At 66.0% G+C, this 25,831-nt stretch carries 26 protein-coding genes and 1 pseudogene; 10 read left to right on the plus strand and 17 right to left on the minus strand.

What is annotated here, in order from left to right; genetic code table 11:
• Positions 1 to 90 precede the first annotated feature (90 nt).
• Both ACWV8V_RS14640 and ACWV8V_RS14645 read right to left on the minus strand, forming a co-directional pair.
• Positions 91 to 924, minus strand: a complete 834-nt coding sequence (locus tag ACWV8V_RS14640; RefSeq protein ID WP_259259136.1) for a helix-turn-helix transcriptional regulator — start codon at positions 922 to 924, stop codon at positions 91 to 93.
• Positions 925 to 927: 3 nt separating this feature from the next.
• Positions 928 to 1,626, minus strand: coding sequence for a VIT1/CCC1 transporter family protein (locus ACWV8V_RS14645; RefSeq protein ID WP_259259137.1), 699 nt, complete (start codon positions 1,624 to 1,626; stop codon positions 928 to 930).
• A 163-nt stretch (positions 1,627 to 1,789) separates the two neighbouring features.
• On the opposite strand from ACWV8V_RS14645, the gene ACWV8V_RS14650 reads away from it, so the two are divergent.
• A complete protein-coding gene (locus ACWV8V_RS14650) occupies positions 1,790 to 3,154 on the plus strand; it encodes a glutamate--cysteine ligase (protein WP_455900069.1) in 1,365 nt (454 codons plus the stop codon).
• 308 nt (positions 3,155 to 3,462) lie between these two features.
• On the opposite strand, the gene ACWV8V_RS14655 is transcribed toward ACWV8V_RS14650, so the two are convergent.
• The 3 genes from ACWV8V_RS14655 to ACWV8V_RS14665 form a co-directional block, all read right to left on the minus strand.
• The gene (locus tag ACWV8V_RS14655) at positions 3,463 to 3,795 is read right to left on the minus strand and encodes a hypothetical protein (protein ID WP_259259139.1); all 333 of its coding nucleotides are present in this window, start codon (positions 3,793 to 3,795) and stop codon (positions 3,463 to 3,465) included.
• Positions 3,796 to 3,950: 155 nt separating this feature from the next.
• Positions 3,951 to 4,829, minus strand: a complete 879-nt coding sequence (locus tag ACWV8V_RS14660) for an RHS repeat-associated core domain-containing protein (RefSeq protein WP_455900070.1) — start codon at positions 4,827 to 4,829, stop codon at positions 3,951 to 3,953.
• Positions 4,830 to 5,225: 396 nt separating this feature from the next.
• Entirely contained in the window at positions 5,226 to 6,284 is a 1,059-nt protein-coding gene (locus tag ACWV8V_RS14665; RefSeq protein ID WP_259259141.1) for an NAD(P)-dependent alcohol dehydrogenase, read from the minus strand.
• Between the two features lie 107 nt (positions 6,285 to 6,391).
• Between ACWV8V_RS14665 and ACWV8V_RS14670 the strand changes: the two genes are divergently transcribed.
• The 5 genes from ACWV8V_RS14670 (at position 6,392) to fghA (ending at position 10,202) form a co-directional block, all read left to right on the plus strand.
• Positions 6,392 to 7,276: a LysR family transcriptional regulator gene (locus tag ACWV8V_RS14670; RefSeq protein ID WP_259259142.1), complete on the plus strand. Its 885-nt coding sequence runs from the start codon at positions 6,392 to 6,394 to the stop codon at positions 7,274 to 7,276.
• 102 nt (positions 7,277 to 7,378) lie between these two features.
• Positions 7,379 to 7,795 carry a hypothetical protein gene (locus tag ACWV8V_RS14675; RefSeq protein ID WP_259259144.1) on the plus strand — a complete coding sequence of 139 codons (417 nt, stop codon included), beginning with the start codon at positions 7,379 to 7,381 and terminating at the stop codon, positions 7,793 to 7,795.
• Between the two features lie 87 nt (positions 7,796 to 7,882).
• The gene (locus tag ACWV8V_RS14680; protein WP_019183747.1) at positions 7,883 to 8,158 is read left to right on the plus strand and encodes a metal/formaldehyde-sensitive transcriptional repressor; all 276 of its coding nucleotides are present in this window, start codon (positions 7,883 to 7,885) and stop codon (positions 8,156 to 8,158) included.
• 55 nt (positions 8,159 to 8,213) lie between these two features.
• The gene (locus tag ACWV8V_RS14685) at positions 8,214 to 9,323 is read left to right on the plus strand and encodes an S-(hydroxymethyl)glutathione dehydrogenase/class III alcohol dehydrogenase (RefSeq protein WP_455900071.1); all 1,110 of its coding nucleotides are present in this window, start codon (positions 8,214 to 8,216) and stop codon (positions 9,321 to 9,323) included.
• Between the two features lie 48 nt (positions 9,324 to 9,371).
• The gene (gene fghA, locus ACWV8V_RS14690) at positions 9,372 to 10,202 is read left to right on the plus strand and encodes an S-formylglutathione hydrolase (RefSeq protein WP_455900072.1); all 831 of its coding nucleotides are present in this window, start codon (positions 9,372 to 9,374) and stop codon (positions 10,200 to 10,202) included.
• A 54-nt stretch (positions 10,203 to 10,256) separates the two neighbouring features.
• On the opposite strand, the gene ACWV8V_RS14695 is transcribed toward fghA, so the two are convergent.
• The 6 genes from ACWV8V_RS14695 to ACWV8V_RS14720 form a co-directional block, all read right to left on the minus strand.
• On the minus strand, positions 10,257 to 10,655 hold the full coding sequence (locus ACWV8V_RS14695; RefSeq protein ID WP_123730212.1) for a hypothetical protein: 399 nt from the start codon (positions 10,653 to 10,655) through the stop codon (positions 10,257 to 10,259).
• 104 nt (positions 10,656 to 10,759) lie between these two features.
• Entirely contained in the window at positions 10,760 to 11,095 is a 336-nt protein-coding gene (locus ACWV8V_RS14700; RefSeq protein ID WP_455900073.1) for a hypothetical protein, read from the minus strand.
• Positions 11,096 to 11,159: 64 nt separating this feature from the next.
• Positions 11,160 to 12,104 (minus strand): DegV family protein, encoded by a 945-nt coding sequence (locus tag ACWV8V_RS14705; RefSeq protein WP_346468650.1) that lies wholly within the window; start codon positions 12,102 to 12,104, stop codon positions 11,160 to 11,162.
• Positions 12,105 to 12,192: 88 nt separating this feature from the next.
• The gene (locus ACWV8V_RS14710; RefSeq protein WP_455900129.1) at positions 12,193 to 12,825 is read right to left on the minus strand and encodes a DsbA family protein; all 633 of its coding nucleotides are present in this window, start codon (positions 12,823 to 12,825) and stop codon (positions 12,193 to 12,195) included.
• A 72-nt stretch (positions 12,826 to 12,897) separates the two neighbouring features.
• On the minus strand, positions 12,898 to 14,160 hold the full coding sequence (locus tag ACWV8V_RS14715) for an amidohydrolase family protein (protein WP_429000509.1): 1,263 nt from the start codon (positions 14,158 to 14,160) through the stop codon (positions 12,898 to 12,900).
• Positions 14,161 to 14,174: 14 nt separating this feature from the next.
• Positions 14,175 to 15,581: an amidohydrolase gene (locus ACWV8V_RS14720; protein ID WP_455900074.1), complete on the minus strand. Its 1,407-nt coding sequence runs from the start codon at positions 15,579 to 15,581 to the stop codon at positions 14,175 to 14,177.
• Between the two features lie 457 nt (positions 15,582 to 16,038).
• Here ACWV8V_RS14720 and ACWV8V_RS14725 point away from each other — a divergent pair, with 457 nt between their 5' ends.
• From ACWV8V_RS14725 to ACWV8V_RS14735, 3 genes and pseudogenes are all read left to right on the plus strand, one after another.
• On the plus strand, positions 16,039 to 19,626 hold the full coding sequence (locus ACWV8V_RS14725; protein ID WP_455900075.1) for an autotransporter domain-containing protein: 3,588 nt from the start codon (positions 16,039 to 16,041) through the stop codon (positions 19,624 to 19,626).
• 81 nt (positions 19,627 to 19,707) lie between these two features.
• Positions 19,708 to 19,935, plus strand: a pseudogene (locus ACWV8V_RS14730) (AMP nucleosidase); the annotation flags it as partial.
• Positions 19,936 to 19,985: 50 nt separating this feature from the next.
• Complete coding sequence (locus ACWV8V_RS14735) at positions 19,986 to 20,525, plus strand: DUF924 family protein (protein WP_259259161.1); 540 nt, start codon at positions 19,986 to 19,988, stop codon at positions 20,523 to 20,525.
• An 82-nt stretch (positions 20,526 to 20,607) separates the two neighbouring features.
• On the opposite strand, the gene grxD is transcribed toward ACWV8V_RS14735, so the two are convergent.
• Positions 20,608 to 21,534 (minus strand): Grx4 family monothiol glutaredoxin, encoded by a 927-nt coding sequence (grxD, locus tag ACWV8V_RS14740; RefSeq protein ID WP_121039705.1) that lies wholly within the window; start codon positions 21,532 to 21,534, stop codon positions 20,608 to 20,610.
• 58 nt (positions 21,535 to 21,592) lie between these two features.
• Between grxD and ACWV8V_RS14745 the strand changes: the two genes are divergently transcribed.
• Positions 21,593 to 22,369, plus strand: a complete 777-nt coding sequence (locus tag ACWV8V_RS14745; RefSeq protein ID WP_455900076.1) for a polysaccharide deacetylase family protein — start codon at positions 21,593 to 21,595, stop codon at positions 22,367 to 22,369.
• Between the two features lie 30 nt (positions 22,370 to 22,399).
• Here ACWV8V_RS14745 and ACWV8V_RS14750 read toward each other — a convergent pair whose 3' ends face one another.
• From ACWV8V_RS14750 to ACWV8V_RS14770, 5 genes are all read right to left on the minus strand, one after another.
• Positions 22,400 to 22,732 carry a hypothetical protein gene (locus ACWV8V_RS14750; RefSeq protein WP_259259165.1) on the minus strand — a complete coding sequence of 111 codons (333 nt, stop codon included), beginning with the start codon at positions 22,730 to 22,732 and terminating at the stop codon, positions 22,400 to 22,402.
• A 33-nt stretch (positions 22,733 to 22,765) separates the two neighbouring features.
• Positions 22,766 to 23,131: a hypothetical protein gene (locus ACWV8V_RS14755; RefSeq protein ID WP_455900077.1), complete on the minus strand. Its 366-nt coding sequence runs from the start codon at positions 23,129 to 23,131 to the stop codon at positions 22,766 to 22,768.
• A 67-nt stretch (positions 23,132 to 23,198) separates the two neighbouring features.
• On the minus strand, positions 23,199 to 23,882 hold the full coding sequence (locus ACWV8V_RS14760; RefSeq protein ID WP_346468661.1) for a class I SAM-dependent methyltransferase: 684 nt from the start codon (positions 23,880 to 23,882) through the stop codon (positions 23,199 to 23,201).
• Positions 23,883 to 23,899: 17 nt separating this feature from the next.
• Positions 23,900 to 24,520 carry an SGNH/GDSL hydrolase family protein gene (locus ACWV8V_RS14765; protein WP_455900078.1) on the minus strand — a complete coding sequence of 207 codons (621 nt, stop codon included), beginning with the start codon at positions 24,518 to 24,520 and terminating at the stop codon, positions 23,900 to 23,902.
• Positions 24,520 to 25,794 carry a pyridoxal phosphate-dependent aminotransferase gene (locus ACWV8V_RS14770; RefSeq protein ID WP_259259168.1) on the minus strand — a complete coding sequence of 425 codons (1,275 nt, stop codon included), beginning with the start codon at positions 25,792 to 25,794 and terminating at the stop codon, positions 24,520 to 24,522. Before ACWV8V_RS14770 ends, ACWV8V_RS14765 begins: the two co-directional genes overlap by 1 nt.
• Positions 25,795 to 25,831 lie beyond the last annotated feature (37 nt).

Raw genomic sequence — 25,831 nt, forward strand, 5'->3', positions numbered from 1 at the left:
GTTCCGGACAGGGCGGCAGCGCCGCGGTGCCCCATGCTGCGCGTCTTGCCGGTTGCGTTCCGCTCAGAATGCCGCGCGATCCGCTCGCGCTCAGCTGTTGCCGATCGCCGCCGGTTCCAGCCCGTAACGTTCGGCGAAGCGCTTGTTGAAGCTGCCCAGCGAGCGGTAGCCCACGCGCGCGGCCACGGTCTTCAACGGCAGCCGGGTGGTGTAGAGCAGGCCCATCGCATGCGCGAGCCGCGCATCGGTGATCAGTTCGCGCACGCTGGAGTGTTCGCTGGCCAAGCGCCGGCGCAGCGTGGCACCGCTGAGGCCCAGCTGCGCTTCGAAATCGCGTGACTGCCAATCGCGCTCGGGCTGGGCAGCGATCAGATCGCGGATGCGTTCCCCCAGGCTGGGTTCGGGTGGAACCAGCAGGCTGCCGTGCCCGCGCCGGCAGAACGCCACGGCAAGCGAGGCCAAGGCCAGGCGTGCTTCGGTGTAGTGACCGTGTTCCAGCGCCTGCCGCCACTGCAGCAGGGTCGCGCCATGCTCGGCCAGCGGCAGCCTGGCCAGTGCATCACCGGCTTCGGGCAGTGGCTCGTTCCACAGCGCCCGGGCGGCCGTGAGCGCCTCGGCGCACATCGGCACGATCGCGCTGAGATAAAGGCCGCTGTGCGGATCGGGGATGTTGACCACATCGATGCGGCAGCGCCGGGTGATCAGGAACAGATCGCCAGGTGCGAATTCGAGCGACTGCTGCGCGGTGCGCACCTGCTTGCGACCCTGCAGCAGGATCGCGAACTGTGGCTGCGGGATCTCCACCGACGAGGCGCCATGCTCGCGGCGCGCAGTGATGCAGGCGTAGCCATCCGCGCGCTGGCAGTCGGCCAGGCTGGCCAAGGTCGCCAGCAGCGAAGTGGTCGTATCGATGGGTGCGGACATGACTCAGCCTGCCACGTTGAACAGCTGGCCGACCAGTGCGGCGGCGGCCATCGCGATCGCGCCCCAGAAGGTCACGCGCAGCGCGCCACGCAGCCGTGGGGCGCCGCCGGCGTGCGCGGCCAGCGTGCCGGTCAGGCACAGCCCCAACAGCGTCACCACGGTGGTGGCCTGGCCGACGAGCGCATGCGGTGCAAGCAGGGCGGTCAGCACCGGCAGCGCGGCGCCACTGATGAAGGCGCCGGCCGAGGCCAGGGCCGCCTGCATCGGGCGCGCGCGCAGCTCCTCGGTGATGCCCAGCTCATCGCGGGCGTGCGCCCCCAGTGCGTCATGCGCGGTGAGCTGGGTGGCCACTTCATGTGCCAGCTCGGGACTCAGCCCGCGATGCCGGTAGATTGCCGCCAGCTCTTCCAGCTCGCTGTGCGGGTCGTCGTGCAGCTCACGCTTTTCAACTGCCAGGTCAGCCCGCTCGGTATCGGCCTGCGACTGCACCGAGACATACTCACCCGCGGCCATGGACATCGCGCCGGCCACGGTCCCGGCGATGCCGGTGGCCAGAATCGTCGAAGCCGAGGCGCCACTGGCAGCGATGCCGACCACCAGGCCAGCCACTGAGACGATGCCGTCGTTAGCGCCGAGCACGGCGGCGCGCAGCCAACCGACGCGGTCGGAGCGATGGACTTCCGGATGTCGGGATCGGCTCATGGGGTCAGTTTAGGGCCAGCGCAGCGTCAAGCCCATGCCAGTAGGATGCTGAAAACCGTCACGGTGACACGACGGCAGGGGACGCCACGATATAGTGCGCCCTTGCGATGCGGGGGCGTGAACCCCACATCCCCGCCCTGACCAGAATTCTGCGAGCCTCCCCTTGTCGAGCCCCAGCCACGTCGCCGAGACGCCGATCACCGACCGTAATGAACTGGTCGCCACGTTGGCCTCCGGCGAAAAGCCCCAGGCGCAGTGGCGCATCGGCACCGAGCATGAGAAGTTCGGCTTCCGACTGGATGACCTGCGCCCGCCCACCTTCGATGGCGACCGCGGCATCGAAGCGCTGCTCAATGGTCTGACCCGCTTCGGCTGGGATCCGGTGCAGGAAGACGGGCGCACCATCGCCCTGCTGCGCGACAACGCCTCGGTGACGCTGGAGCCGGCCGGCCAGCTGGAACTGTCCGGCGCGGCGGTGGAGACCATCCACCAGACCTGCGTGGAAACCGGCACCCATCTCAATGAAGTGGCGCAGGTCGCCGGCGAACTGCAGCTGGGCTTCCTCGGCATGGGCTTCCAGCCGAAGTGGGCCCGCGATGAAATGCCGTGGATGCCCAAGGGCCGCTACAAGATCATGCGCGAGTACATGCCCAAGGTCGGCACGCTCGGCCTGGACATGATGACCCGCACCTGCACGGTGCAGGTCAACCTGGACTACGCCACCGAAGCGGACATGGTGAAGAAGTTCCGCGTGTCGCTGGCGCTGCAGCCGATCGCCACCGCGCTGTTCGCCGATTCGCCGTTCACCGAGGGCGTGCCGAACGGCTACCAGAGCTACCGCTCGCACATCTGGACCGACACCGACAACGATCGCACCGGCATGCTCGACTTCGTCTTCGAAGACGGCTTCGGTTACGAGCGTTATGTGGATTACCTGCTGGATGTGCCGATGTACTTCTCTTACCGCGATGGCAAGTACCACGATGCCAGCGGCCAGAGCTTCCGCGATTTCATGGTCGGCAAGCTGCCGGTGCTGCCGGGGCAGCTGCCCACGCTGCGCGACTGGTCCGATCACATGACCACCGCGTTCCCGGAAGTGCGGCTGAAGAAGTACCTGGAAATGCGCGGCGCCGATGCCGGCCCGTGGAGTCGCCTGTGCGCGCTGCCCGCGTTCTGGGTGGGCCTGCTGTATGACGATGCTGCACTCGATGCCGCGTGGGACCTGGTCCGTGATTTCAGCCTGGTCGAGCGCAACGTCCTGCGCGATGGCGTGCCGCGGCATGGGTTGAAGCTGCCGTTCCGCAACGGCACCGTGCTGGATCTGTCGCGTGAAGCGTTGAAGATCGCCGTGGCCGGCCTCAAGCGCCGCGCCGCGCGCAATGCCGATGGTCAGGACGAAAGCAAGTTCCTGGAAGTGCTGCAGGAGATCGTCGATTCCGGATTGACCCCGGCCGATCGCAAGCTGGCGCTGTTCCATGGCGAGTGGGGCGGGAACATCGATCCGGTGTTCAGGGAATTCGCGTACTGAGTTCGCTTCGCGCTTGTCACGCAGATGCGAGAAGAGCCCTGAAAAACGGCGCTTTCCCTTTCCGGGTGAGCGCCGTTTCTTTGAACAGCATTGCGACCAAGGTCGTGGCATTTTTCTCTATCTGGTGCCGGACATTGGAATCGAACCTGCGACCTACTACCTACGCGCTCAGGCGACAGAATCCGTCTATATGGAACGGGCCGAGTAGGAGAGGCGAAACGGCACCACTGAGATAAATCACACCCATCAGGCAGGGGGGTATGGAAGAACGGAATAGCCTGCGCGTCGCGCTGTGACAGGCAAGCGTTTCAGTTCCAGATCATGATGCTGCCGTCAGGCCCGTTTAGTTGCATGGCTTCTGGACCGGAATATCCATCATCTGTCATGTCAACGATGAGCGCCTTGCCGCAAGTAAAAAAAAGCGTCATCTTTTTTTGATCGAACACGCAATCGAGCAACTTCAGGCGGAACGACGCAGGAGCCAAAGCAGCTGCACTTTCCGCTCCCAAAAGCTCTACTGTGTTGTAAATGTGCAGCATCCATCCATCATCAGTGCCAACCTGAACCTGCTCATCCTCGAAGGTCAGCGTTACATGCTTACCCTTGAGGTGCTGAAAATTGTCTGATCGATGCTCACTCATCTCACGTATCTCACCCTACTTGATTGGGAAATGCGACTTTGAATTGGGCAAGGTCTTTCCTGAGCTTGGATCAACACCTTGCTTACCCGCATTTTCATATTTTATGTAGCCCGCCGGATATCCGGGACTGTTCCCCTTTGACGGCGTCGGATCCATCATCCGCATGGTTGACACTTGTCCGTTGGTGCCCCCGCCCCACCTGTAAAAGCAACGCCGGTTTGCTTGCCCGCCGGATTTGTCACTGGAGAGGGGCCCGTTGACCCTGGAGGCACAGGAAACGCCGTTCCGTTTGATGAGATAACGAAATTGGGCGAGGACGCAGGTGCGGGAGCAGCAACTGAAGCAGATACGGGTGCCGGTGCCGTTGGTGCAGGTAGTGCCCGGGACTGTTGCGCAGAGTCGATCGCGCCTGTCATCAGCGAAGCGGCGGGAGGACCAACGATGGGAGTCGCTCGAACTATGGTGTAGGTCAACACAAGGGCCGCTGGACCAAATGTGTTGTACGCGGCAGGATCGCTTGCTACTGAATCACTGTGTCGCTCGGCTGCACGCTCCTGACGACCGTCAGGGTCATTGAATCGATAGGGATTGTTTGCAGCGTATCTGTATCGGTTGAAAGATGATCCTGGGTTGTAGTGTGGTGTCACCGGATCAACCGACAGAAATACGCCCAATTGCGGATCCATGTACCGCTGCTGCATGTAGCTGAGCCCGGTGGTCGCATCGCTCACATGCCCCGTGTATCCCGGTCCATCCGTGACCTGCCCGCTTACCACAGCACCGTAGGGCTCGTAGTCATAGCGTTTGGTCACGTTTCCATTGGCATCAGATTCGGCCACGACCGAGCCGAGTGCATCGGTATGGATATAGGTGACGGTCTGAGCGCGTCCGGTTGGCACGAGGGTCATGCCGACCAGCAGCACGCAGCAGAGCCATGCGCCTGCGGCACTCAGCTTCCGAAACAACCTGTCCAATTCCCTGCGGCGACTAGATCTGCTGCCAGAACTCTTCTTGAATCTGCGCATCCTTCCCATCCCTGACAGAGTCTCGAAGCGGAGCCTTGCATTGATAGCACAGGAATTAGGGTCCAGAGTTTGACCTGCAGTATTGAGGTCAAAGGCGTCATCCCGGTGCGGGTCTAGCGTGACGCGCTCAGAGCCGGGAAAGCTGGACCTGCTACAGGAAGAAATTTCGGTCGGGGCGCGTCAAGTGAACCTTGGATGGCCGGCCGGCTGCCGGCAGTACGCGACTGGGCTAAAACCCGATCAGGTATAGGACGCTTGTTCCTTGATCACCGCCCTTGGCCACTTACGCCGAGGGCGGTGAAGCTCTTCAAGGCCCGCTACACGTTGGATTGCAATGCAGTTCCGCTTAAGTGAACCGCATGACGCCATCGCTGGGGTTTTTCATTGTTGATGTGCCGCTGGTAATCAGGCCGCCTTTTCCAGCGTGGCCATATCGATCACGAAGCGGTAGCGCACATCGTTCTTCGCCATGCGCTCCCAGGCCTCGTTGACGGTCTTGATGTCGATTACTTCCACGTCGCTGACGATGTTGTGCTCGGCACAGAAGTCCATCATTTCCTGCGTTTCGGCCATGCCGCCGATCGCCGAGCCGGTGATGTGCTTGCGGCCGAACATCACCGAAGCGCCCATCAGCGGTGGATCCAGCTCGGTCAGCACGCCGACCAGGCACATCGTGGCATCGCGCTTGAGCAGGGACATGTACGGGTTGGTGTCGTGGCTGACCGGGATGGTGTTGAGCAGGAAATCGAAGCTGCCCGCATGGGCCTTCATCTGCGCCGGATCACGCGAGACCAGCACTTCATCGGCGCCCAGGCGCTTGGCGTCGGCACCCTTTTCCGGGGTGGTGGTGATCATCACCACGGTGGCGCCCATCGCCTTGGCGAACTTCACGCCCATGTGGCCCAGGCCACCCAGGCCGATCACGCCGACCTTCTGGCCGGGGCCGACCTTCCAGTGGCGCAGCGGCGAATAGGTGGTGATGCCGGCGCACAGCAGCGGCGCGGCGGCCTTGAGGTCGAGCGTTTCGGACACCTTCACCACGAAGCGCTGCTCGACCACGATGTGGTCGGAGTAACCGCCGAAGGTCGGCTGGCCGCTGTCACGCTCGGTGCTGTTGTAGGTATAAGTGGCGCCCTTCTCGCAGTACTGCTCCAGATCTTCATCGCAGGCGGCGCAGTGGCGGCAGGAATCGACCATGCAGCCGACGCCGGCGAAGTCGCCGACCTTGAAGCCGGTGACGTTGGCACCGACCTCGGTGACGCGGCCGATGATCTCGTGGCCGGGGACCATCGGGAACTTGGCGCCACCCCAATCGTCGCGGGCCTGGTGCAGATCGGAGTGGCAGATGCCACTGAAGAGAATCTCGATGCGGACGTCATCGGGACCAGCCGCGCGACGTTCGAAGGAGAACGGCACCAGCGGCGCGGTCTGGTCGTGCACCGCATAACCATGGGCGAGGGACATGTGGGAATCCTTGGCAGGTTTGTAGAAAGGCGCTTTACAATACGCCCCGATCCCGTGCACAGACAGTCAGGATATCGGCATGATTCATCAAGTAAGACTGGATAATCATGGCCACTGACAACCTGACCCATCTGGCTGCTTTCGCCGCCGTGGCCCGCCACCGCAGCTTCCGCAAGGCCGGGGCCGAGCTGGCGTTGTCCACCTCGGCGGTCAGCTACGCCATCCGCGCGCTGGAAGAGCGCCTGGGCGTGGGCCTGTTCCACCGCACCACCCGCAGCGTGGCCCTCACCGAAGCCGGCCAGCGCCTGCTCGAGCGCCTGCAGCCCGCGCTCGGGCAGGTGCATGACGCACTGGAAGAAATGAATCACTTCCGTGCGGCACCGGCTGGCCTGTTGCGGATCAACGCCACCCGCGCCGCCGTGCAGACCCAACTGGGCCCGCGGCTGGCGAAGTTCCTGCTCGCGCATCCGGATGTGCGCCTGGAGCTCGCTCAGGATGACGGTCTGGTGGATATCGTCGCGGGCGGTTACGACGCCGGTGTGCGCCTGCACGAATCGGTCCCGGAAGACATGGTCGCGGTGCCGCTGGGACCGGCGCTGCGCGGTTTGATCGTGGGTGCGCCAGCATATCTGGCAGGGCGTGAGATACCGCGGCACCCCCGTGATCTGCATCACCATGAGTGTGTGCGGTTCCGCTTCGCCAGCGGCCATCTCTACAAGTGGCAGTTCGAACGCGATGGCCAGGCGCTGGAAATCGACGTGCCCGGGCGGCTCACGCTTGGCGATCAGAACACGATCCTGCAGGCGGTGGTCGACGGGTTGGGGTTGGCCTATGTACTGGAAGATTCCGCGCGCCCGTATCTGGATGATGGCCGGCTGGTGGCGGTGCTGGAAGACTGGAGCGAGCCGTTCGCAGGCTTTGCGGTGTACTACCCGCGGCAGCGGCAGATGTCGTCTGCGCTGCGGGCATTCATTGACCTGTTGCGGGGGTAGCGGCAGCGGGTGGCCTAGGCTCTGCATGCTCGCTCTTCAAAGGCAGATGCCGCATTCTGCGCGTGCACCTAGCATCGGAGGAGATGTATCTGGCTTCGAGTGGTGCAGCTCCACGCCCTGTCCTCATCAACGGTGAAATGGATGCGCAAGCGACGGTTCGTGAACATTCTGGCGATGGTTGGCGGTGTTGCCCTTGCGATCTACGGGGTGCTGATCCTGACCATTGCAGCGACGGGAAATGTCATCGAGGGCCGCGCAGCATTGGCATGTGGCGGAGCCGGGCTGCTGCTGGTGGCGGCCCCTTTGCTTGCCCTCCCATTCTCGGCCCGTGTTGCAAAGGCGCTCGCGTTGCTGGCGTTGGTGTGTTTTGCGGTGCTGGCGGTGCGGCTCGCGTTCTGGCCCCAGCCGGGCATCTCGCCTGATCCGCTCGTTCAGACCGCGGTAGTGGCATTTGCGGTGTTGGTTGCCGGCCGCATCCATCTGGCACGCCGCCGCCGACTCTCTGACCATCAGCCCTGATCAGCCCTGGCGCAGAACCTGCTGCAGAGGGGTAATTTCCTGGATGCTGTATACTCACCCCCAGTATAGTTAACTGGCCTTTGCCCCATGCCCCATTCACCGCAGGAAAAGAAGCGCGTTCTCGCCCGGGTCCGTCGGATCCGTGGTCAGTGCGATGCGCTGGACCGCGCGCTGGAAGCCGGGGCCGAGTGCGGGCCGGTGCTGCAGCAGATCGCCGCAATCCGCGGTGCCGTCAACGGGCTGATGTCCGAAGTGATGGAAGCGCATCTGCGCGAAGAGTTCGGGCAGCCGGCCCAATCCGATGCGCAGCGCGACGAGCGCGTGCGCGAGATGAGCATGCTGATCCGGTCCTACCTCAAATGAGTGCGCGGGCGACCGCGTGCTGCCACATTCTGTTCCCTGCCTTGGAGTGCTCCCCATGAAATCCCGTGCCGCTGTTGCCTTCGCCGCTGGCGAACCGCTGAAGATCGTCGAGATCGACGTCGCTCCGCCGCAGAAGGGCGAAGTGCTGGTCAAGATCACCCACACCGGCGTCTGCCACACCGATGCGTTCACCCTGTCCGGCGATGATCCGGAAGGCCTGTTCCCGGCCGTGCTTGGCCATGAAGGCGCGGGCATCGTGGTCGAAGTGGGCGAGGGCGTCACCAGCGTCAAGCCGGGCGACCACGTGATCCCGCTGTACACCGCCGAGTGCGGCGAGTGCCTGTTCTGCACCTCGGGCAAGACCAACCTGTGCGTGGCCGTGCGTGCCACCCAGGGCAAGGGCGTGATGCCCGATGGCACCACCCGCTTCAGCTACAACGGCGAGCCGATCTACCACTACATGGGCTGCTCCACCTTCAGCGAGTACACCGTGGTGGCCGAAGTCTCGCTGGCCAAGATCCATCCGGACGCCAATCCGGAACACGTGTGCCTGCTCGGCTGTGGCGTGACCACCGGCATCGGCGCGGTGCACAACACCGCCAAGGTGCAGGAAGGCGATTCGGTGGCGGTGTTCGGGCTGGGCGGCATCGGCCTGGCGGTGATCCAGGGCGCGCGCCAGGCCAAGGCCGGCCGTATCTTCGCGATCGATACCAACCCCTCCAAGTTCGAACTGGCCAAGCAGTTCGGCGCGACCGATTGCATCAACCCGAAGGACCATGACAAGCCGATCCAGCAGGTCATCGTGGAGATGACCACCTGGGGCGTGGACCATACCTTTGAATGCATCGGCAACGTCAACGTGATGCGCGCGGCGCTGGAATGCGCGCACCGTGGCTGGGGCCAGTCGGTGGTGATCGGTGTGGCCGGCTCGGGCCAGGAAATCTCGACCCGTCCGTTCCAGCTGGTCACCGGCCGCTCTTGGAAGGGCACGGCCTTCGGCGGCGTCAAGGGCCGTACCCAGCTGCCGGGCATGGTCGAAGACGCGATGAAGGGCGACATCGAACTGGCGCCGTTCGTGACCCACACGATGGGCCTGGACGAGATCAACGACGCGTTCGATCTGATGCATGAAGGCAAGTCGATCCGCTCGGTCGTGCATTTCTGAGTCACTGCGGGCGGCGCGTGGTCTGCGCCGCCCCTACGGAGAACCATCATGGAACGCATCGAACATCGCGCCGCCTCCGGCGGCTGGCAGGACGTCTACCGCCATACCTCGCAGGTACTGGGGTGCGACATGAATGTCGCCGTGTATCTGCCGCCGCAGGCCGCCACGCAGAAGCTGCCCGTGCTGTACTGGCTCAGCGGGCTGACCTGCAACGAACAGAACTTCATCACCAAGGCCGGCGCGCAGCGTTACGCGGCCGAGCATGGCGTGATCCTGGTCGCGCCGGACACCAGCCCGCGCGGCGATGACGTCGCCGACGCCGAAGGCTACGACCTGGGCAAGGGGGCGGGTTTCTATTTGAACGCCACCGAGCAGCCGTGGGCGGCGCATTACCGCATGTACGACTACGTCGTGGAGGAGCTGCCGGCCTTGATCGACGCGCATTTCCAGACGACGGGTGCACGCAGTATCAGTGGCCACTCGATGGGGGGCCATGGTGCGCTGGTGATCGCGTTGAAGAACCCGGGTCGCTACAAAAGCGTCTCGGCGTTTTCGCCGATCGTCGCGCCGACCCGCGTGCCGTGGGGCCAGAAGGCGTTTACTGCCTACCTGGGCGAGGACCGCGCCCGCTGGGCGGCGTGGGATGCCAGCGAACTGGTGGCCACGGCTACTGAGCGCCTGCCGTTGCTGGTCGACCAGGGCGGTGGCGATGAGTTCCTCGACAACCAGTTGCAGCCGCAGTGGCTGCAGGCGGCGTGCACCGCGGCCGCTCATCCGCTGACGCTGCGCCTGCAGCCCGGCTACGACCACAGCTACTACTTCATCAGCAGCTTCATCGGCGAGCACATCGCGCACCATGCCAAGGCCTTGTACGCCTGAGGCATACCGTCTGGCCACCCGCTGGGCAGCTGCCTGGCGGGGCGGTTGGAGGCTTCAGGTCGACGGTTTTTCGCGCTTGCGGAACAGCAGGTAGGGCCAGATACCGATCAGCCCCAGTGAAATGACCGTGCCGCAGACCAGCGCGACCGCCGAATTGCCTGGCGCGGTCCATACCGTGGCCAGGAGGATCAGAGCGAAGACGATTGTCGGTCCGCCAAACATGACCATCGCGAACGTCTTCACCCGCCCGCTGGTGGGCGCATTGGCCAGCTTTCCCACCATGTCGGTACCACCGAACGTCACCTGCAGCGCATCGTGCGTGGAGCGCGCCGGTTGCGGCCTGGCCGGCTCCGGCGGTGCCACCGGCTGGCGAAGGTCCATTTCCTGCGGGGCAGACGGCAGCAGGTCTGCCAGGTTGGTCTGTTCGACCAGGGCTTTCAGTTTCGGGTCCATAAGCATCCATGCAGCCAGCGTTGGCGGGCGGCACGATAACACCGGGCGTGGCGCCCAGGTAGTGCTGGCGGTCGGCCGACACTACCTGGGCACGTTCAACCCACTCAACGCACGTTGCGCAGTTCCCAGTGACTGCCGGCCAGCATGCGCAGGCGCTGCTTGAACACCTCGCTGTCGATGCTGGTGGTGGCGACCAGATTGATCCGCAGATCGTCCTGCGCGCCGGTGACGGTGGCGGACGGATCGGTCGCGCCCCACTGCGGGTCAACGGCATCCGGGTCGTCCTGCTTGGCGCGCCAGCGGTCGAACAGCACCGGGGTGCGCAGGGCGTTCTGAAGTTCCTCGGCCAGGCCCGCCGCGCCCTGGGCGTGGAAGGACAGGTCCGGATCGTTGCCGCGTGCCTTGGCCGGGTCCGGCAGGCTGATGTCATAACTTGCCATGGTTACCTCCTTTGAATGCGGCAAGGCTGGCAGAGACGCGGTGCAATCCGCGTGCAGAACGGGGTCAGCCGCTGAAGGTATGCGGCTCGTCGGCAAACCCGATCGTCACCGCGCCCTTGCCCACGTTGACCATGCCGGTCAGGCTCATCACCGCCTCGAACACATCCACGCCATGCGCCTGGCAGGTCTCACGCAACGTGGCGTAGCCGGGCAGGGCCTGCAGGTCGGCCAGCTCGCCGCCGTAGCTGATGCACACGGTTGGCGTCATCAGGCCGCCCTTGACCCGCTGGCCGACGAAATCGAACAGCTTCTGCACCGCGTTGTCGAAGCCCTTGATCTTGGCCACCGGCCCGGTCTCGCCGCGGTAGCCATGCAGCACCGGCTTGATGTCCAGCGCACTGCCCAGCGCGGCGCTGATCAGGCCCACGCTGCGGTCGCCCTTATGGCGTGCCCGGGCGCGCATGTAGTACAGATCACGGGTGATCATGTAGCCGTGCACGTTGTGCGCCAGCAGCTCCAGCCGCTCGCGGATCTGCTGCACGCTCGCACCACTGTCGCGCAGGCGCACCGCTTCCACCGCAGTTACGCCCTGGGCAGCGAACAGGTTCTGGGTATCGAGCACGCGCAGCGCGAACGGCGAGTTGAAGCCCGCTGCCTGCCGCACCGGCTTGTAATCGTTGAGGATCGCGAAGCTGGCCTGCATCGCGTTGTCGTGGATCGGGCTGCGGGTCTTGGTGATCGTCATGCAGAACACATGGTCGTAATCGATCACCAGCTTGCCCAGGAACAGATCCCGGATCTGATTGACGCTGAACGGAATGGTCTCCGCCTCGGCGCCGTGCTCAGCCACATGGGCATGCAGAAAGCTCAGTGTCGCCTGTTCGTCGCGATGGTCGGCCAGCACGGCCTCGCCAATGCGGACGGTGATCGGCAGCAGCACGATGTTGTGTTGTTCAATGAAATCCTGCGGCAGATCGCACGCAGAGTCGACCACGATTCCGATGCGCATCCTGTGCCCCTCCGGCAGGTTGTAGGTTCGGAAACGTGAACGCTATCTCAAAACGAGATGTTTTGCCTGACCGGGGAGGCGGCCGACCTCAGCGGCTGCGCTCGACCGCCACCGGCAGGTCCTTGATCCGGGCCCATTCGCCCTGCTCGAGCAGGCTGGGATCGGCCAGCACCGCCTGCATCAGCGGGTGGGCATCGTTGCCCCAGAACAGTTCGCTGCCGATCGCCAGCGTCGGGACGCCGAACACGCCGGCCGCCAAGGCGGCATCCGTATTGCGGCGTAGCGCTTCCTTGACCGACGGCTCGCTGATCGCCTCGGCAACATCGGCGATGTCCAGCATCGCGCCGGGCAGGGCGAGCGCGGCCGCACTGTCACCGGCGTGGCCGTCGCGCCAGATCCAGTTGAACAGGAGGTCGACCGTCTCGTGAGTGGCCCCGGCGGCCAGGCACAGGCGCAGGGCAGCCAGTGGATTGAACGGGTGGCCCGGCGGAAAGCGCAGCGTCACCCCGGCGCTGCGGGCCTGCCACAGCGCCTGCCGATAGGTGAACAGCCGTTTGGCGGGAATCTCGGCCGGGCCCAGATTGCCCAGGTGGTGCAGCACCGCGCCGAAGGCGATCGGCACCGGGACAATACTCTTGAACTGCGGCAACGCCTTGAGCTGCTGCCAGTGCAGGTAGGCGAACGGTGAGACGAAATCGAAATACCAGCGCAGGGCCATGATCGGGTGCTCACGTTGCGGACGGTAGTGCCGCCGGATGCAGGGCCGCCGCAGGCAGCGGCCCTGTGCAGGGACTCAGCGCGAGTATGCGCGCGGTTCGCTCGACGCCGGCGCCTGGTAGCGGTCGCGCAGCTCGGTCTGGCGCGACCGCATCGGCATCGCGCGGCCGCCCAGCCAGACCTGCTCGGCGTAGTGCCCGACATCCAGCGGATCGCCTTCCCACAGCACCAGATCGGCCAGCTTGCCCGGCTCGATGGTGCCAAGCCGGTCGCCGACGCCCAGCGCCTGCGCCGGCACCCGGGTCAGGCCCGCCAGACCATCATCCCAGGGCAACCCGTTGGCGACCGCATTGCCGGCCAGCTGGCGCATCTTGCGTGCGTTGTGCGAGGCATCGTCGCGCTGGGCGAAGCTGACTTGCACGCCGGCCGCCTTCAAGCGCGCGGCGTTCTGCAGGGTCGCGCCGAGCTGGTCGAAGCTGCTCGGCAGATTGCCCAGCCCATCGACGAACACCGGCACGCCGGCCTGGGCCAGCTGCGGGGCCAGACGCCACGCCTCGGCACCGCCGGCGATGGCGATCTTGACCTTCTCGCGGCCGGCCCAGCGCAGCAGCTGGCGGATGTCGGCGGCACGGTCGACCTGCACCACGATCCGACCCTGGCCAGCCAGGTAGCGCGCCAGCGTGGCGCGCCCGGCGGGTGTGAGCAGCGCATGCGGCGAGTCGGCCGGAACGCGGCCACGGGCTTCGCTGACCATCTGTTCCAGCAGCATCCACTGCGCGGCCCGCGAGCTGCCGGTCAGCTCGGCGCCGGACGCGCCGAGACGGATGAACAGCGCCAGCGGGCCGACCGGGTCGGCGCTGCCATCCAGCCGCATCACCCCGCCCTGGCCGGCGATGAAGCCGCCGCCGGTGTTGGCGCCCAGTACGGTGAAGCCGATGCCATCCAGACGCGCGACCGGGATCAGCACCGAGTCCGGATTGAAGGCCAAGGTGACGTCGAATTCCGGGCGCAGCGGCTGCTCTTCCAGCTTGAGCGTGCTGTCGACCGTGGCCGATTCGCCGGACACTTCTTCGATGCCGATGTCGGTGATGCCGCCGAACAACGCCGGGGTAAGCGGCTTGCCCGCGGCCTCGACCACCGCTACACCGGCCGGTGCCGACAGGCCCGGACCGACAGCGCGGATCACGCCGCCCTGGACCAGCACATCGCTGTGCGCCAGGCTGCCGCGTGCGGCGGCGGTGTGCACCGTGGCGTTGCGGATCAGCAGATCCTGCGCGAACACGGAAGGGGCCACGCAGGCACCGGCAATCAACAACAGGGCCTGCGGAAGCAGACGCATCGAGACGCGGCGGCTCATGGGCGTGCCTCCTGGCCGAGCATGAAGTCCGACAGCGGCTGTCGCCTCACATCCTGCCGGTCATAGACCTGATGGCCGTCGACATAGACTTTTTCGGCCAGTGCATAGGAACTGAAGGGGCTGCCGTTCCAGACCACCACGTCACCCATCTTGCCGGCCTCCAGGCTGCCGGTCTGCTTCTCCACGCCCAGCGAGCGTGCCGCGTTGGAGGTGAGCCACATCATGGCGCGCTCCGGGGCGATCTCGATGCCAGCGCGGCGTGCGTTGGCGATCACCTTGGCCGCTTCCTGGTTCAAGCGCTGGATGCCCTCCGGGGAATCAGAATGCACGATCGCGCAGCTGTTGGCGGGGCGGTCGACCAGGGCGATGTTGTCCTGGATGCCATCGAAGGCCTCCATCTTGAAGCCCCACCAGTCGGCCCACAGCGCACCACACACGCCTTCCTCGGCGAGCCGGTCAGCCAGCTTGTAGGCCTCCACCGCGTGATGGAAGGCGGCGATCTTGAAGCCGAATTCCTTGGAGAGATCCAGCATCGTGGCCATCTCATCGGCGCGGTAGCAGTGAATGTGCACGCGGATGTCGCCCTGGATGGCGCCGGCCAGCGTATCCAGCTTGAGATCGCGCTTGCCGCCGCTGTCGCCGGCGCTGTCGCCCTTGTCATCGCCACTGAACCAGCGCTTCTTCTTCGGCTGCTTGGGGGTGTTCTTGGCGATGTACTCGCTGGCATCGATGAAGGCCGCGCGGTAACCGGCGACGTTGCCCATGCGCGTGCCCGGCGCGGTGCCCTTGCCGCCGTAGACGCGCTTGGGGTTCTCGCCGCAGGCCATCTTCAGGCCCCATGGCGCGCCGGGGAACTTCATGGCCTGGTAGGTCGTTGCGGGTACGTTCTTCAACGTCACCCCGCGGCCGCCGACCAGATTGGCCGAGCCGGGCAGCACCTGCATCGAGGTCACGCCGCCGGCCAGTGCGGCGGCAAAGCCGGGGTCCTGGGGCCACACCGAGTGCTCGGCCCAGACATTGGCGGTGACCGGTGCGGTCATCTCGTTGCCGTCGCTGTGCGCGCTCACGCCCGGGCTCGGATACACGCCCAGGTGCGAGTGCACATCGATGATGCCGGGGGTGACCCACTTGCCCTGGCCGTCGACGCGGACCGCGTCGGCCGGCGCGCTCAGGCCGGTGCCGACTGCCGCGATGCGGCCGTCGCGCAGCAGCACATCGGCGTTGTCCAGGCGCACGCCGGTGCCGGTGAGCACCGTCGCGTTGCTGATCAACACCGGGGCAGAAGCGATCGGCGCATAGGTGCTGGGGTAGGGATCCTGGAGGAAGCGCGACGCGGCGGGCGCCGGCGCTGCGGCGAGCGAGAACAGGGCAAGGCCCAGGCCGGCAGTCAATCGTGTGCGCATGTTTCCCCGATGCGGTGTGGACGAATCGGTCGACGCTATCCGCTGCACGGGGCGTTTGCCAAGTGACGAAGCTCATGGGCGTGCCGGCAGGGCATCGGTCATCAACGCGACAAGACAGTCGATGTCGGGAATTTCCTGATGCTCATTTGCATCTCTATTGGTTAGCCTGCATGCGTGGAAAATTACGGTTGACGCTGTGATTGCGACGCGTCGCATCGTCCGGGACGTCGTCCACGACGGTGCGCAAGGACAGGGGATCGCCGACAGGACGACCCGACAAGGAGCTGTGCCGACGGGCCTACGGCATATCGCCGATACCCGAAAATTGTAAAAAATGTGTGAAAGATCGCTTACGCTTGCCGTGCCTGCCATATGGAATGGCATACATTTTTCTGGGCGGCTGCCGATATCGCTTGTGGTATTGCAGCCCTAATCACTTCAAGGAAGTTGTTTTCAGATGACCTACGTCTCTTCGTCCCGCTTCACCGCACGTCGTCGTCCGTCACCGAGCCTGCTGGCATCGGCCATCACCGGAACCCTGCTGGCTGCCCTGGCTGTCCCCGCGCTGGCCAGTTCCGACGTCGATTCCCTGACCATCTACCAGCAGCAGCGCACGCTGCAGCGTTCGGCATTCAGCCTGGACCAGACGGCTGGCAACATTGCCAACGTTGCAAAGGTCGGTGGTCTCCAGACCAGCTCTCTCCCAGTTCAGGGCCCGATCAACGGCACGCCGGGCGACATCGAAAGCTGGCGCAGTGAAGAGTTCAAGGCCGATTGGGGTCTGAAGGCGATCAACGCCGACGCTGCGTATGCGCGCGGCCTGACCGGCAAGGGCATCCGCTTGGGCGTGTTCGACAGCGGTTCGGGCCTCGATCATCCCGAGTTCGCGGGCAAGAATCATCGCAGCATCCGGATCGCTGACCTGCTGCCCGATGGCACCCGCTGCACGAACACCACGCTGATCGGCGGACCCGATGCCTGCTTCGCCAGTGATGGCGATGACGTCTCCATCAGTTACGTCACCTACGATCCCAGCGTGCCGCAGGCCATCCGTGACATCATCGAATCGGATCCCCGCTACGCTCAGGCCGGTGTCCATTTCCAGACGCACGGCACGCATGTGGCTGGCACCATCGCCGCCAACCGCGATGGGAATGGCACCCATGGCGTAGCATTCGGCGCCGACCTGACCGCGGCCAAGCTGTTCTTCAATGACGCACAGGCGTGGACCGATGTGGGCGGTGGCGACTACCGCGTCGTCAATGTCGGTGGCGTCGGCCCGGATGGCAGCGCGTTCGAGGATATGTACGCGCAGATGAATGATCAGGACGTTCGCGCGATCAACCACAGCTGGGGCCTGAGCAACGAGCCGACCGATGTAGCTGACATGGACGCTCTATATGCGAATAACGTCGAGTATCTGAGCATCTTTGCCGAAGGCTCACGCGCCAAGGGCATGATCCAGGTCTGGGCGGCCGGCAACAACAACGCCAATGCTGATACGCCGGAGGAGGCGCCGATTGCTGGCATCTACGCCACGCTGCCGCGTCTGTTCAGCGATATCGAGAAGGATTGGCTCAGCGTGGTCAACGTCCGCGAGGACCAGCCGGGCAGCTATGTGCTTGACATTACCTCGAATCGCTGCGGTTTCAGCGCAAATTGGTGCTTGGCCGCCCCGGGTACCGACATCCGCTCGACCGTGTATGGCAGCGATTCCTCGCTGGATGCGCAGCTGCTGGCCGACGCGGACGGCAACGTGCTGCTCGATGTGCTCGAGCGCGTGCCGACCTACCGCTATGACCTGATGACCGGCACCTCGATGGCGGCCCCGCACGTCACCGGTGCCCTCGGCCTGCTGTTCGAACGCTTCCCGTACCTGAGCAACGCGCAGGTCCGCGACGTGCTGCTGACCACCGCCACCGATCTTGGTGCCGCCGGCGTGGACGACGTCTACGGCTGGGGCCTGATGAACCTGGCCAGCGCGATCGAAGGCTACGGCATGCTGCGCGTCGACACCGACGTGGTCATGAACCAGAAGGCCGGCGGCCTGAAGGTGTGGGAAGGCGATGCATGGGACGACTGGACCAACAACATCGGCGGCCCGGGCAAGCTGACCAAGTCCGGCATCGGCTGGCTGCGTCTGAGCGGCGACAACACCTTCAACGGTGCGATCGTGCGCGAGGGCGTGCTGGAGCTGGACGGTGCCAATGCACTGACCGCCTCAGTCGATGTGCAGGGCGGCCAGTTCCTGCTCAACGGCAGCCTGGTGTCCACCACGCTCAACAGCCTGGGTGGCAGCAGTGTCATCTCCACCACCGGCGTGCTCGATGGCTCGGCACTCAATGTGACCGGCGGTTCGGTCACGTTCAACGGCCTGCAGCGCGACGGTGACACGACCATCGGCAGCGGCGGCAGCTTCGTGCTCAACGGCCGTCTGGTCGACAGCACGCTGACCTCGGCCGGCACCACCCGCGTCAATGCCGGTGCACTGCTGGATGGTTCGGACCTGTTCGTCACCGCCGGCACCGTGTCCTTCAACGGCGTGCAGCAGGACGGTTCGACCGTCGTCGGCGCCAAGGGCACCCTGAAGGGTGTCGGCACGCTGGGCAGCACCCGCGTTGAAGGCATCATCGCGCCGGGCAACTCCATCGGCACGCTGACCATCAACGGCGATTACGTGCAGACCGCCACCGGCGTCTACCAGGCCGAGCTGGCCCCGGGCAGCCGCAGCGATGTGCTGCGCGTGACCGGTACCGCCACCCTGGGCGGCACCCTGAAGGCACTGCCGGAAGCCGGCGTGTACTACCTCGGCGAGCAGTTCAACTTCCTGCAGGCCGCCGGTGGCGTGAACGGTCAGTTCGCGACCACGGACTTCTCGGCGTTCTCGCCGTTCCTGCAGTTCAGCCTGGCCTACACCGCCGGTGGCATGAGCATCGGCGTGGCACGCGGCAACTCGCTGGCCAGCGCGGCGGTCACCGCCAACCAGATCGCCGTGGCAACCAGCGCCGATCGTCTGGGCGTCAACCAGGGTCTGCCGAAGCCGCTGACCCAGCTGTTCCCGGCCCAGGTCGGTGCGGCGCTGGACGCGCTGAGTGGTGAAATCCACGCCGCCACGCCGATGGCGCTGGTGGAAAGCAGCCGTTACCTGCGTGATGCGGCCCTCAGCCGTGCCGTGGGCGTGCGTTCGCCGGCTGCCGGTGATGACGCCGCCGCCGGTGGCGCGTGGGTGCAGGCGATCGGTGGCAGCGGCAAGCTCGATGGCGATGCCAATGCCGCGCGCACCGATTCCAACAGCAACGGTCTGCTGGTCGGTGCCGACCATGTGTTCGGTGGCGGCTGGCAGGTCGGTGCGCTGGTGGGTACCGGCCGTACCGATATCAAGCAGGCGGCCGGTCGCGGCGCCCGTTCGGAAATCGACAACACGCACGTCGGTGCCTATGTGGGCAATCAGTGGGGTGCGTTCGGTCTGCGCGCCGGCCTGGGCTATTCGCGTCACGACGTGGACAGCAAGCGTCAGCTGACCTTTGCCGGCTACCAGGATGCGCTGTCGGCCAAGTACGACGCCACCACCCGCCAAGCCTTCATCGAAGGCGCGTACCGTTTCGGTGGCCGCGAGGCGGGTCTGGAGCCGTACGTGCAGTTCGCCCGCGTTGAAGTGGACGTGGACGGCTTCGCCGAACAGGGTGGCGCGGCTGCACTGAACGGTCAGGTCGCCGATACGCGCACCAACGTGGCGACCGCCGGTGTGCGCTTCGACAAGGGCCTGAAGACCTCCTGGCAGCAGGAAAGCTGGCTGCACGTCCGCGGTGGCGTCGGCTACCGTCGTGCTTCCGGTGACCGCAGCCAGGTCGCCGATCTGGCCTGGACCGGCGGCAGCAGCTTTGCTGTCAGCGGTGCGGCCATCGCCGACAACGCCGTGGTTGCCGAGCTGGGCCTGTCGGCCTGGTTGAGCCCGCGCAACCAGCTGGAGCTGGGCTACAACGGCACCTTCGGTGACGACGCCCGCGACCGCAGCGTGACCGCGCGCTGGTCCGTGCAGTTCTGATCCAGCGGTACCGGTAAACGGAAAAAGGCGGCCAATGGCCGCCTTTTTCTTTGCATTGGCCTTGCGGCCATGACCACATGGATGCGGTGGGCGACCCCGTTCGCGGCCGGTTTCGACGCCCGTGATCCGATCGGGGCCTTGCTGTTGGTCGCCGACCAGCCGATGATCCCCGATGGAGTGAAAACCGAGGCGTCCGATGCCGCGGTCAGCGCCCAGTTCGTCGAGAACCATATCCAGATCGGTATCGAGGCGCTTAAGCTAATACGGCGCAACGGCAAGTCGGTCCGCCACCTGCGCTTTGACGAGTAACGGCAATGGAACGGGTGAGCGTCTTGGGGCGCCACCTACAGGGGTAGTAAATGGACGTGGCGGCACAAGTAGTGGAATTCTGGCGCGACGCTGGACCGCAGAAGTGGTTCACGCGCGATGACGCGTTCGACGCGCGCTTCCGCCAGCAGTTCCAGGAAGAACATTTCGCTGCCGCCCGCCGCGCCCGCGAGCATTGGCTGAGCAGCGCCGAAGGCGCGCTCGCACTGATGATCCTGCTCGATCAGTTCCCGCGCAATTGCTTCCGCGATACGGCGCACGCCTACGCCACCGATGGCCTTGCACGTCATTACGCCATGCGTGCGGTAGAGGAGGGCCTGGACCTGCAGCTGGTGCCCAAGCTGCGTGCCTTCATCTACCTGCCCTTCGAGCACTCCGAGGATCCGCAGGACCAGGAGCGTTCGGTGGCGATGTTCGATGTGCTGGGCGACAAGGAATACCTGCAGTTCGCCGAGCTGCACCGCGACATCATCCGCCGCTTCGGCCGCTTCCCGCACCGCAACGCGGTGCTGGGTCGGATGCCGACCCCGGAAGAGCTGGATTATCTGGCCGAGGGCGGATTTGCGGGGTAACCGGTGCATGGACGCCACCGGCACCACGAACAAAAAACGCCGGCAATGCCGGCGTTTTTCTTGTCCCGCAACGTGCTGAAGATCAGTACTTCGGCACGCCGTTGTCCACCTCATTCGACCAGGCATCGATGCCGCCGGTGATGTTGGACACCTTGGTGAAGCCCAGGGCGCGGAACTGCTCGGCCGCCTGTGCGCTGCGGCCGCCGTGGTGGCACAGGAAGGCCAGCGCGGTGTCCTTGGGCAGAGCTTCCAGACGGGCGCGGTTGTCGCCGTCGAAGGTTTCGAACGGGGCGTTGATCGCCGCGATCGCACGCTCGTCGGCCGGGCGCACGTCGACCACGGTGATGCTGCCGGCGCGGAGCTGGTCGTCGGCGTCGCGCACGCTCAGTTCCTGCACGGCCTTGGGCGCGTTCGGGTTGTCGATTGCCAGGCCCTTGCCACGGATGTCGTCGACCCAGTCGATGGTGATGCCTTCGGCGCGGCGGGCGCTGGCCAGATCGAACTGCACGCGCAGGCCGTTGGACTCGGCGGCGATCGCGTTGTCATCGTGCGGGGCCAGCTGGAAGTTCGGCTGGAAGCGCGCGTCGATGCCCAGCTGCAGCGAGGCACCCGGGGAATCGGCCAGCGCGCCACGCAGCATTTCCACGGCGGCCGGGGTCACGGTGATGCGCGGCGGGGTGCGGTCCGGTGCGGCCAGGCCGAGCACGCTGCTCAGCTCACCGTTGCCGGCCATCTGCAGGATGATGTCGCTGCCACCGATCAGCTCGCCGTCGATGTACAGCTGCGGGATGGTCGGCCACTCGCCATAGGCTTTGATGCCTTCGCGGATGTCGGCGTCGGCCAGCACGTTGACGTGGTCGAACTCCACGCCCAGGTCCTGCAGGGCGCCGACGGCCTTGGCCGAGAAACCGCACTGCGGCATGCTCGGCTGACCCTTCATGAACAGCACGACGCGGTTGGCGTTGAGAATGGATTCGATGCGCGAGCGCAGGGCGGGATCAAGGGACATGACGGTCAGGGTCCGGATATGCGAACCGCCTATTCTACGCGGCATGGCATCATGGGGCATGACCGTACCGGAAACGTTGTATCGCATTCCCCGCCGCCCCTGGCGCTGGCTGCCGTGGCTGGTGCTGTCGCAGCTGCTGGTGGTGCTGGTCTGGGCCGCCTGGGGCTGGCGCTACGGCCTGCCGCTGATGGTGGCGACCCATGCCCTGTTCATGGTGCCGGTGTTCCTCCCCAACAGCCGCTTCTATGCCCCCGTGCTCAGCCGCCTGCCCGGGGATGCCCGCCAGGTCTGGCTGACCATCGATGATGGCCCCTCGGCGGAAACCCCGGCGGTGCTCGATCTGCTGGACCGCTACGAGGCCAGGGCCACCTTTTTCCTGGTCGGTGAACGCGCGCAGGCGCAGCCGGACCTGGTCCGCGCGATCCTCGCCCGCGGGCACAGTCTGGGCAACCACAGCCATCGGCACCCGCAGGCGCGGTTCTGGCGGCTGGGGCGACAGGCCATGGCCGCGGAGATCGCGCAATGCCAGCAGGCCCTCACCGCGATCGCCGGTACGCCACCGCGCTGGTACCGCTCCGTGGTCGGCATGACCAACCCGTTCGTCGCCCCCGCGTTGAAGCAGTGGCAGCTGACCCGGGTCGGCTGGAGCGCGCGCGGTTTCGACGGCGTGGATTGCACGCCCGGGCAGGTGGTCGAGCGGATCACCCGTGATCTGGCGCCGGGCAGCATCGTGCTGCTGCATGAGGGCGCTGCACATGGCCACAACCTGGCCATCATCGAGGCGGTGCTGCAGGCGGTGCAGGCACGTGGCCTGCACCCGGGTCTGCCGGACTGACGGCAGGTCGGTGCCCGGCGCAGGCCGGGATCAGCTCAGGGAGCCGATGATCATCAGCAGCACCACCCCGAGCATGCTGCCGATCGAGATCACCAGGCCGAGGATCGCGAACACGCGGCGGCGGTCTGCCTGAAATGCACCGGCGACGCCCAGGCCGAAGGCCACCAGCTGCATCAGCGCGGTGCACATCAGGCCGAGGCCGACCAGGATCGCCGACATCGAGGTCTCCTCCATGCCGCCGGGCGTGGTGGTTTCGATGACGCCGGCCACGACGATCAGCCCCAGCATCAGCAGTGCGCCGCCCACTGCAGTGATGAACGAGGCAATACCCATGCCGGAATGGGGAGAATGCGGGGTGTGCATCCGGGTTCCTTGTCGATGCGGTGAAAGAGTGACTCAGTGTGCAGCAGGCAGTGCGCCTGCAGCATCGCTCGGCGGATGCGATGTCCGCCATTGGTCGCGGATCCAGCCGCCCAGCGACAGCTGGGCGATCACCAGCCCCAGTGTCGCCAGCAGCGCGATGATCCCGAACAGCCTGCGGCGGCGCGGCTGCAGAACGCTGCCCAGACCGAGCAACGCCGCCAGAATGGCCAGCCCGACACTGCTGCCCAGCAGGGCCGCCAGCGACCACGGCAGCTCGCGCATGGCCGCGTGTTCGGGCGCATGCGCGTAATGCATGCTGAGGACCAGCAACAGCAGGCCGCAGGCACTGACGACCAGCGCGGCGATGCCCAGCGCGGAATGTCGGGTCTGTCTTTGCATGGGCGGCTCCGTGCCGGAAAGGGGGGCGAGTATGCGCGCGTGCGGTCGGCGGCGCGAGCCGCGGCGACTACGCAGCGAGCGGACGATCGCCGACGATCAGCCAGTTGTTGAACGGGGTATTGCCGTACAGCGGTGTCACCCGCAGGTGCAGCCCGGCGGCTTCCAACGGGGTGCGCAGGCTCTCGGCATCGGGATAGTGGCGTGGGCGCGTGCCCATCCAGCCCACCAGGTGCGCGAGCATGTCGGTGATCCGCGTGGTGCGATCACGACCACTGTGGTCGGCCAGCGTGGTGCGGATCACCAGCCGTGCGCCGGGTGCCACGCGCGCGGCGGCATCGAGCAGCAGTTGCGTCTGGGCGGGGGCGGGCAGGTATTGCAGCACGTCAAGCAACGCGACGTTGCCGTGGTGGGCGGGCAGGGCGGCACTGGCGTCCATGCAGGTGAACCGTGCCTGCGGCAGCGCGGCGCGAGCGCTGGCCTGCTCGGCGCGGGCGACCTTGCCAGCGTCGATGTCCACACCGTGATACGCAAGTGTGCTGCCCTGCTGGCGCAGCACGTGGGCCAGCAGCCCCAGGCCGCAGCCGATATCCAGCAACGGCGCCGCGGGCGCATCGTTCAACGCGGCGAGCACGCCGGGATACAGCGGATCACTGCCGAGCTTGCCGCGGCTATAGTAATAATCGCGGCGATTGCCGAACCGCTGCGGCGGCAGGAACGCCGTGGCGATCCTGCGGGCCTGCTCCCTGGCCAGCGGCAGCGCGGCCTCGCTCAGCGGGTCGGCTCCGCCCACAGCACGCGCGTTACTTCGAAGGCGCGCTGGTGCCACAGCGTGTACATCGCGGCGGACGGATGCAGACCATCCTCGGCCAGCATGACGCGCTCGCCGCCCAGCTGGCGGCTCAGGTCGGTGATGTCGACAAACGCGACGTCATGCTCGGCGCAGATGGCCGCAGCGGCAGCGTTGTAGGCATCCAGTTCCTGCCCGATCTGCACGCGGTCGCGGCCGGATGCCACGGCATAGGGGGTCACGCCCCAGTCCGGGATCGACAGAACCAGCACGCGCGGTGCACGGTCGGCGGCGAAGGCGAGCGCGCGCTGCAGCAGGGCGGTGAAACGCGGGCGGTACTCGTCCACGCTGCGCCCCCGGTACTGATCGTTGACCCCGATCAGCAGGCTCACCAGCTCGAAGGGACCCTGCGGCGCGTCGGCATCGATGCCAGCCTCAAGCTCGTTGGTGGTCCAGCCGGTGGTGGCGATGATCGTCGGGTCGTCCACGTCCACGCCGATATCGCGCAGGGCCGCGGCCAACTGCATCGGCCAGCGCCCGGCCGGCTCGACGCCTTCGCCGATCGTGTAGGAATCGCCCAGCGCCAGGTACGGCAGGCCCATCAGGCCACCGCACTGCGCGGCTTGAGCGGGACCACCTTGGTGTTGGCCTCGGCACGGCGTGCCAGGGCGCGGTCGATGCGGGCGAACACATCGCGCATCACCTCCGGCTCGGGCAGCAGGGTCACGCGGAAGTGGTGGCGGTAAGGCACGTTGAAGCTCGAGCCCGGGACCACCAGCACGCCTTCTTCGTTCATCAGTTCCAGCGCGAAATCATGGTCATCGAAGCTGCGTGCCGCCGCACCGACCACCGCCGGGAATGCGTACAGCGCGCCGGCCGGGGCCACCAGCGACAGATGCTCGCTGGCGTTGCAGGCCTCTATCACTGCGCGGCGGGTTTCATACAGACGGCCACCGGGCGCGCACAGCGGCGAGATGGTGTCCGGCCCGTTCACGGCGGCATCGATGGCGTACTGGCCCGGCACGTTGGCGCACAGGCGCAGCGCGCTGAGCAGGTCCATCGCCGCGCGGAACTCGCCCAGCCGCTCGGCCGCGCCGGACAGCATCGCCCAGCCCACGCGCCAGCCGCAGGCGCGATGCACCTTGCTCAGGCCGCTGAAGGTGATGCACGGGTGGTCGCCGGCCAGTGGCGCGACCGCATGGAACTGCGCGTCGTCGTACAGGATCTGGTCGTAGATTTCATCGACCATCAGCAGCAGGTTGTGCTTGGCGGCGATGGCGACGATGCGCTCCAGCAGATCGCGCGAGTAGCTGGCGCCGCTGGGGTTGTTCGGGTTGATCAGCACGATCGCGCGGGTGCGCGAGGACACCAGCGCCTCGATCTCGACCGGGTCGGGCTGGAAGCCGTTCTCCGGTGCGCAGCGGTAATACACCGGGCGGCCATCGTTGAGGATCGTCGCGGCCGACCACAGCGGGTAATCCGGCGAGGGCACCAGCACTTCGTCGCCCGGGTTCAGCAGGGCGCGCAGCGACAGGTCGATCAGCTCGCTGACGCCATTGCCGATGAACACCCGGTCCGGGTGCGCATCGGGTGCGCCGCGACGGGCGTAGGCGGCGGCGATGGCTTCGCGCGCCTCCGGCAGGCCCTGCTGGTGGGTGTACGGATCGGTGCGGCCCATGTCATCGGCGATCGCACGCTGCAGGTGCTCAGGCGCGCGGAACCCGAAGTTGCCCGGGTTGCCGATGTTGAGCTTGATCAGCTTGCGGCCCTGGGCCTCCAGCTCCCGCGCTCGTCGCGCCAGTTCGCCCCGGATCTCGTAGCGGACTTCGGACAGGCGCTCGCGGGTGGCGAGCGGCTTCAGCGGGGGCGTGGACATGAACGGGCCGTCATTCAGGCATGGAAACCGCATGGTA

The sequence above is a fragment of the Stenotrophomonas sp. Ker107b genome (assembly GCF_053847245.1).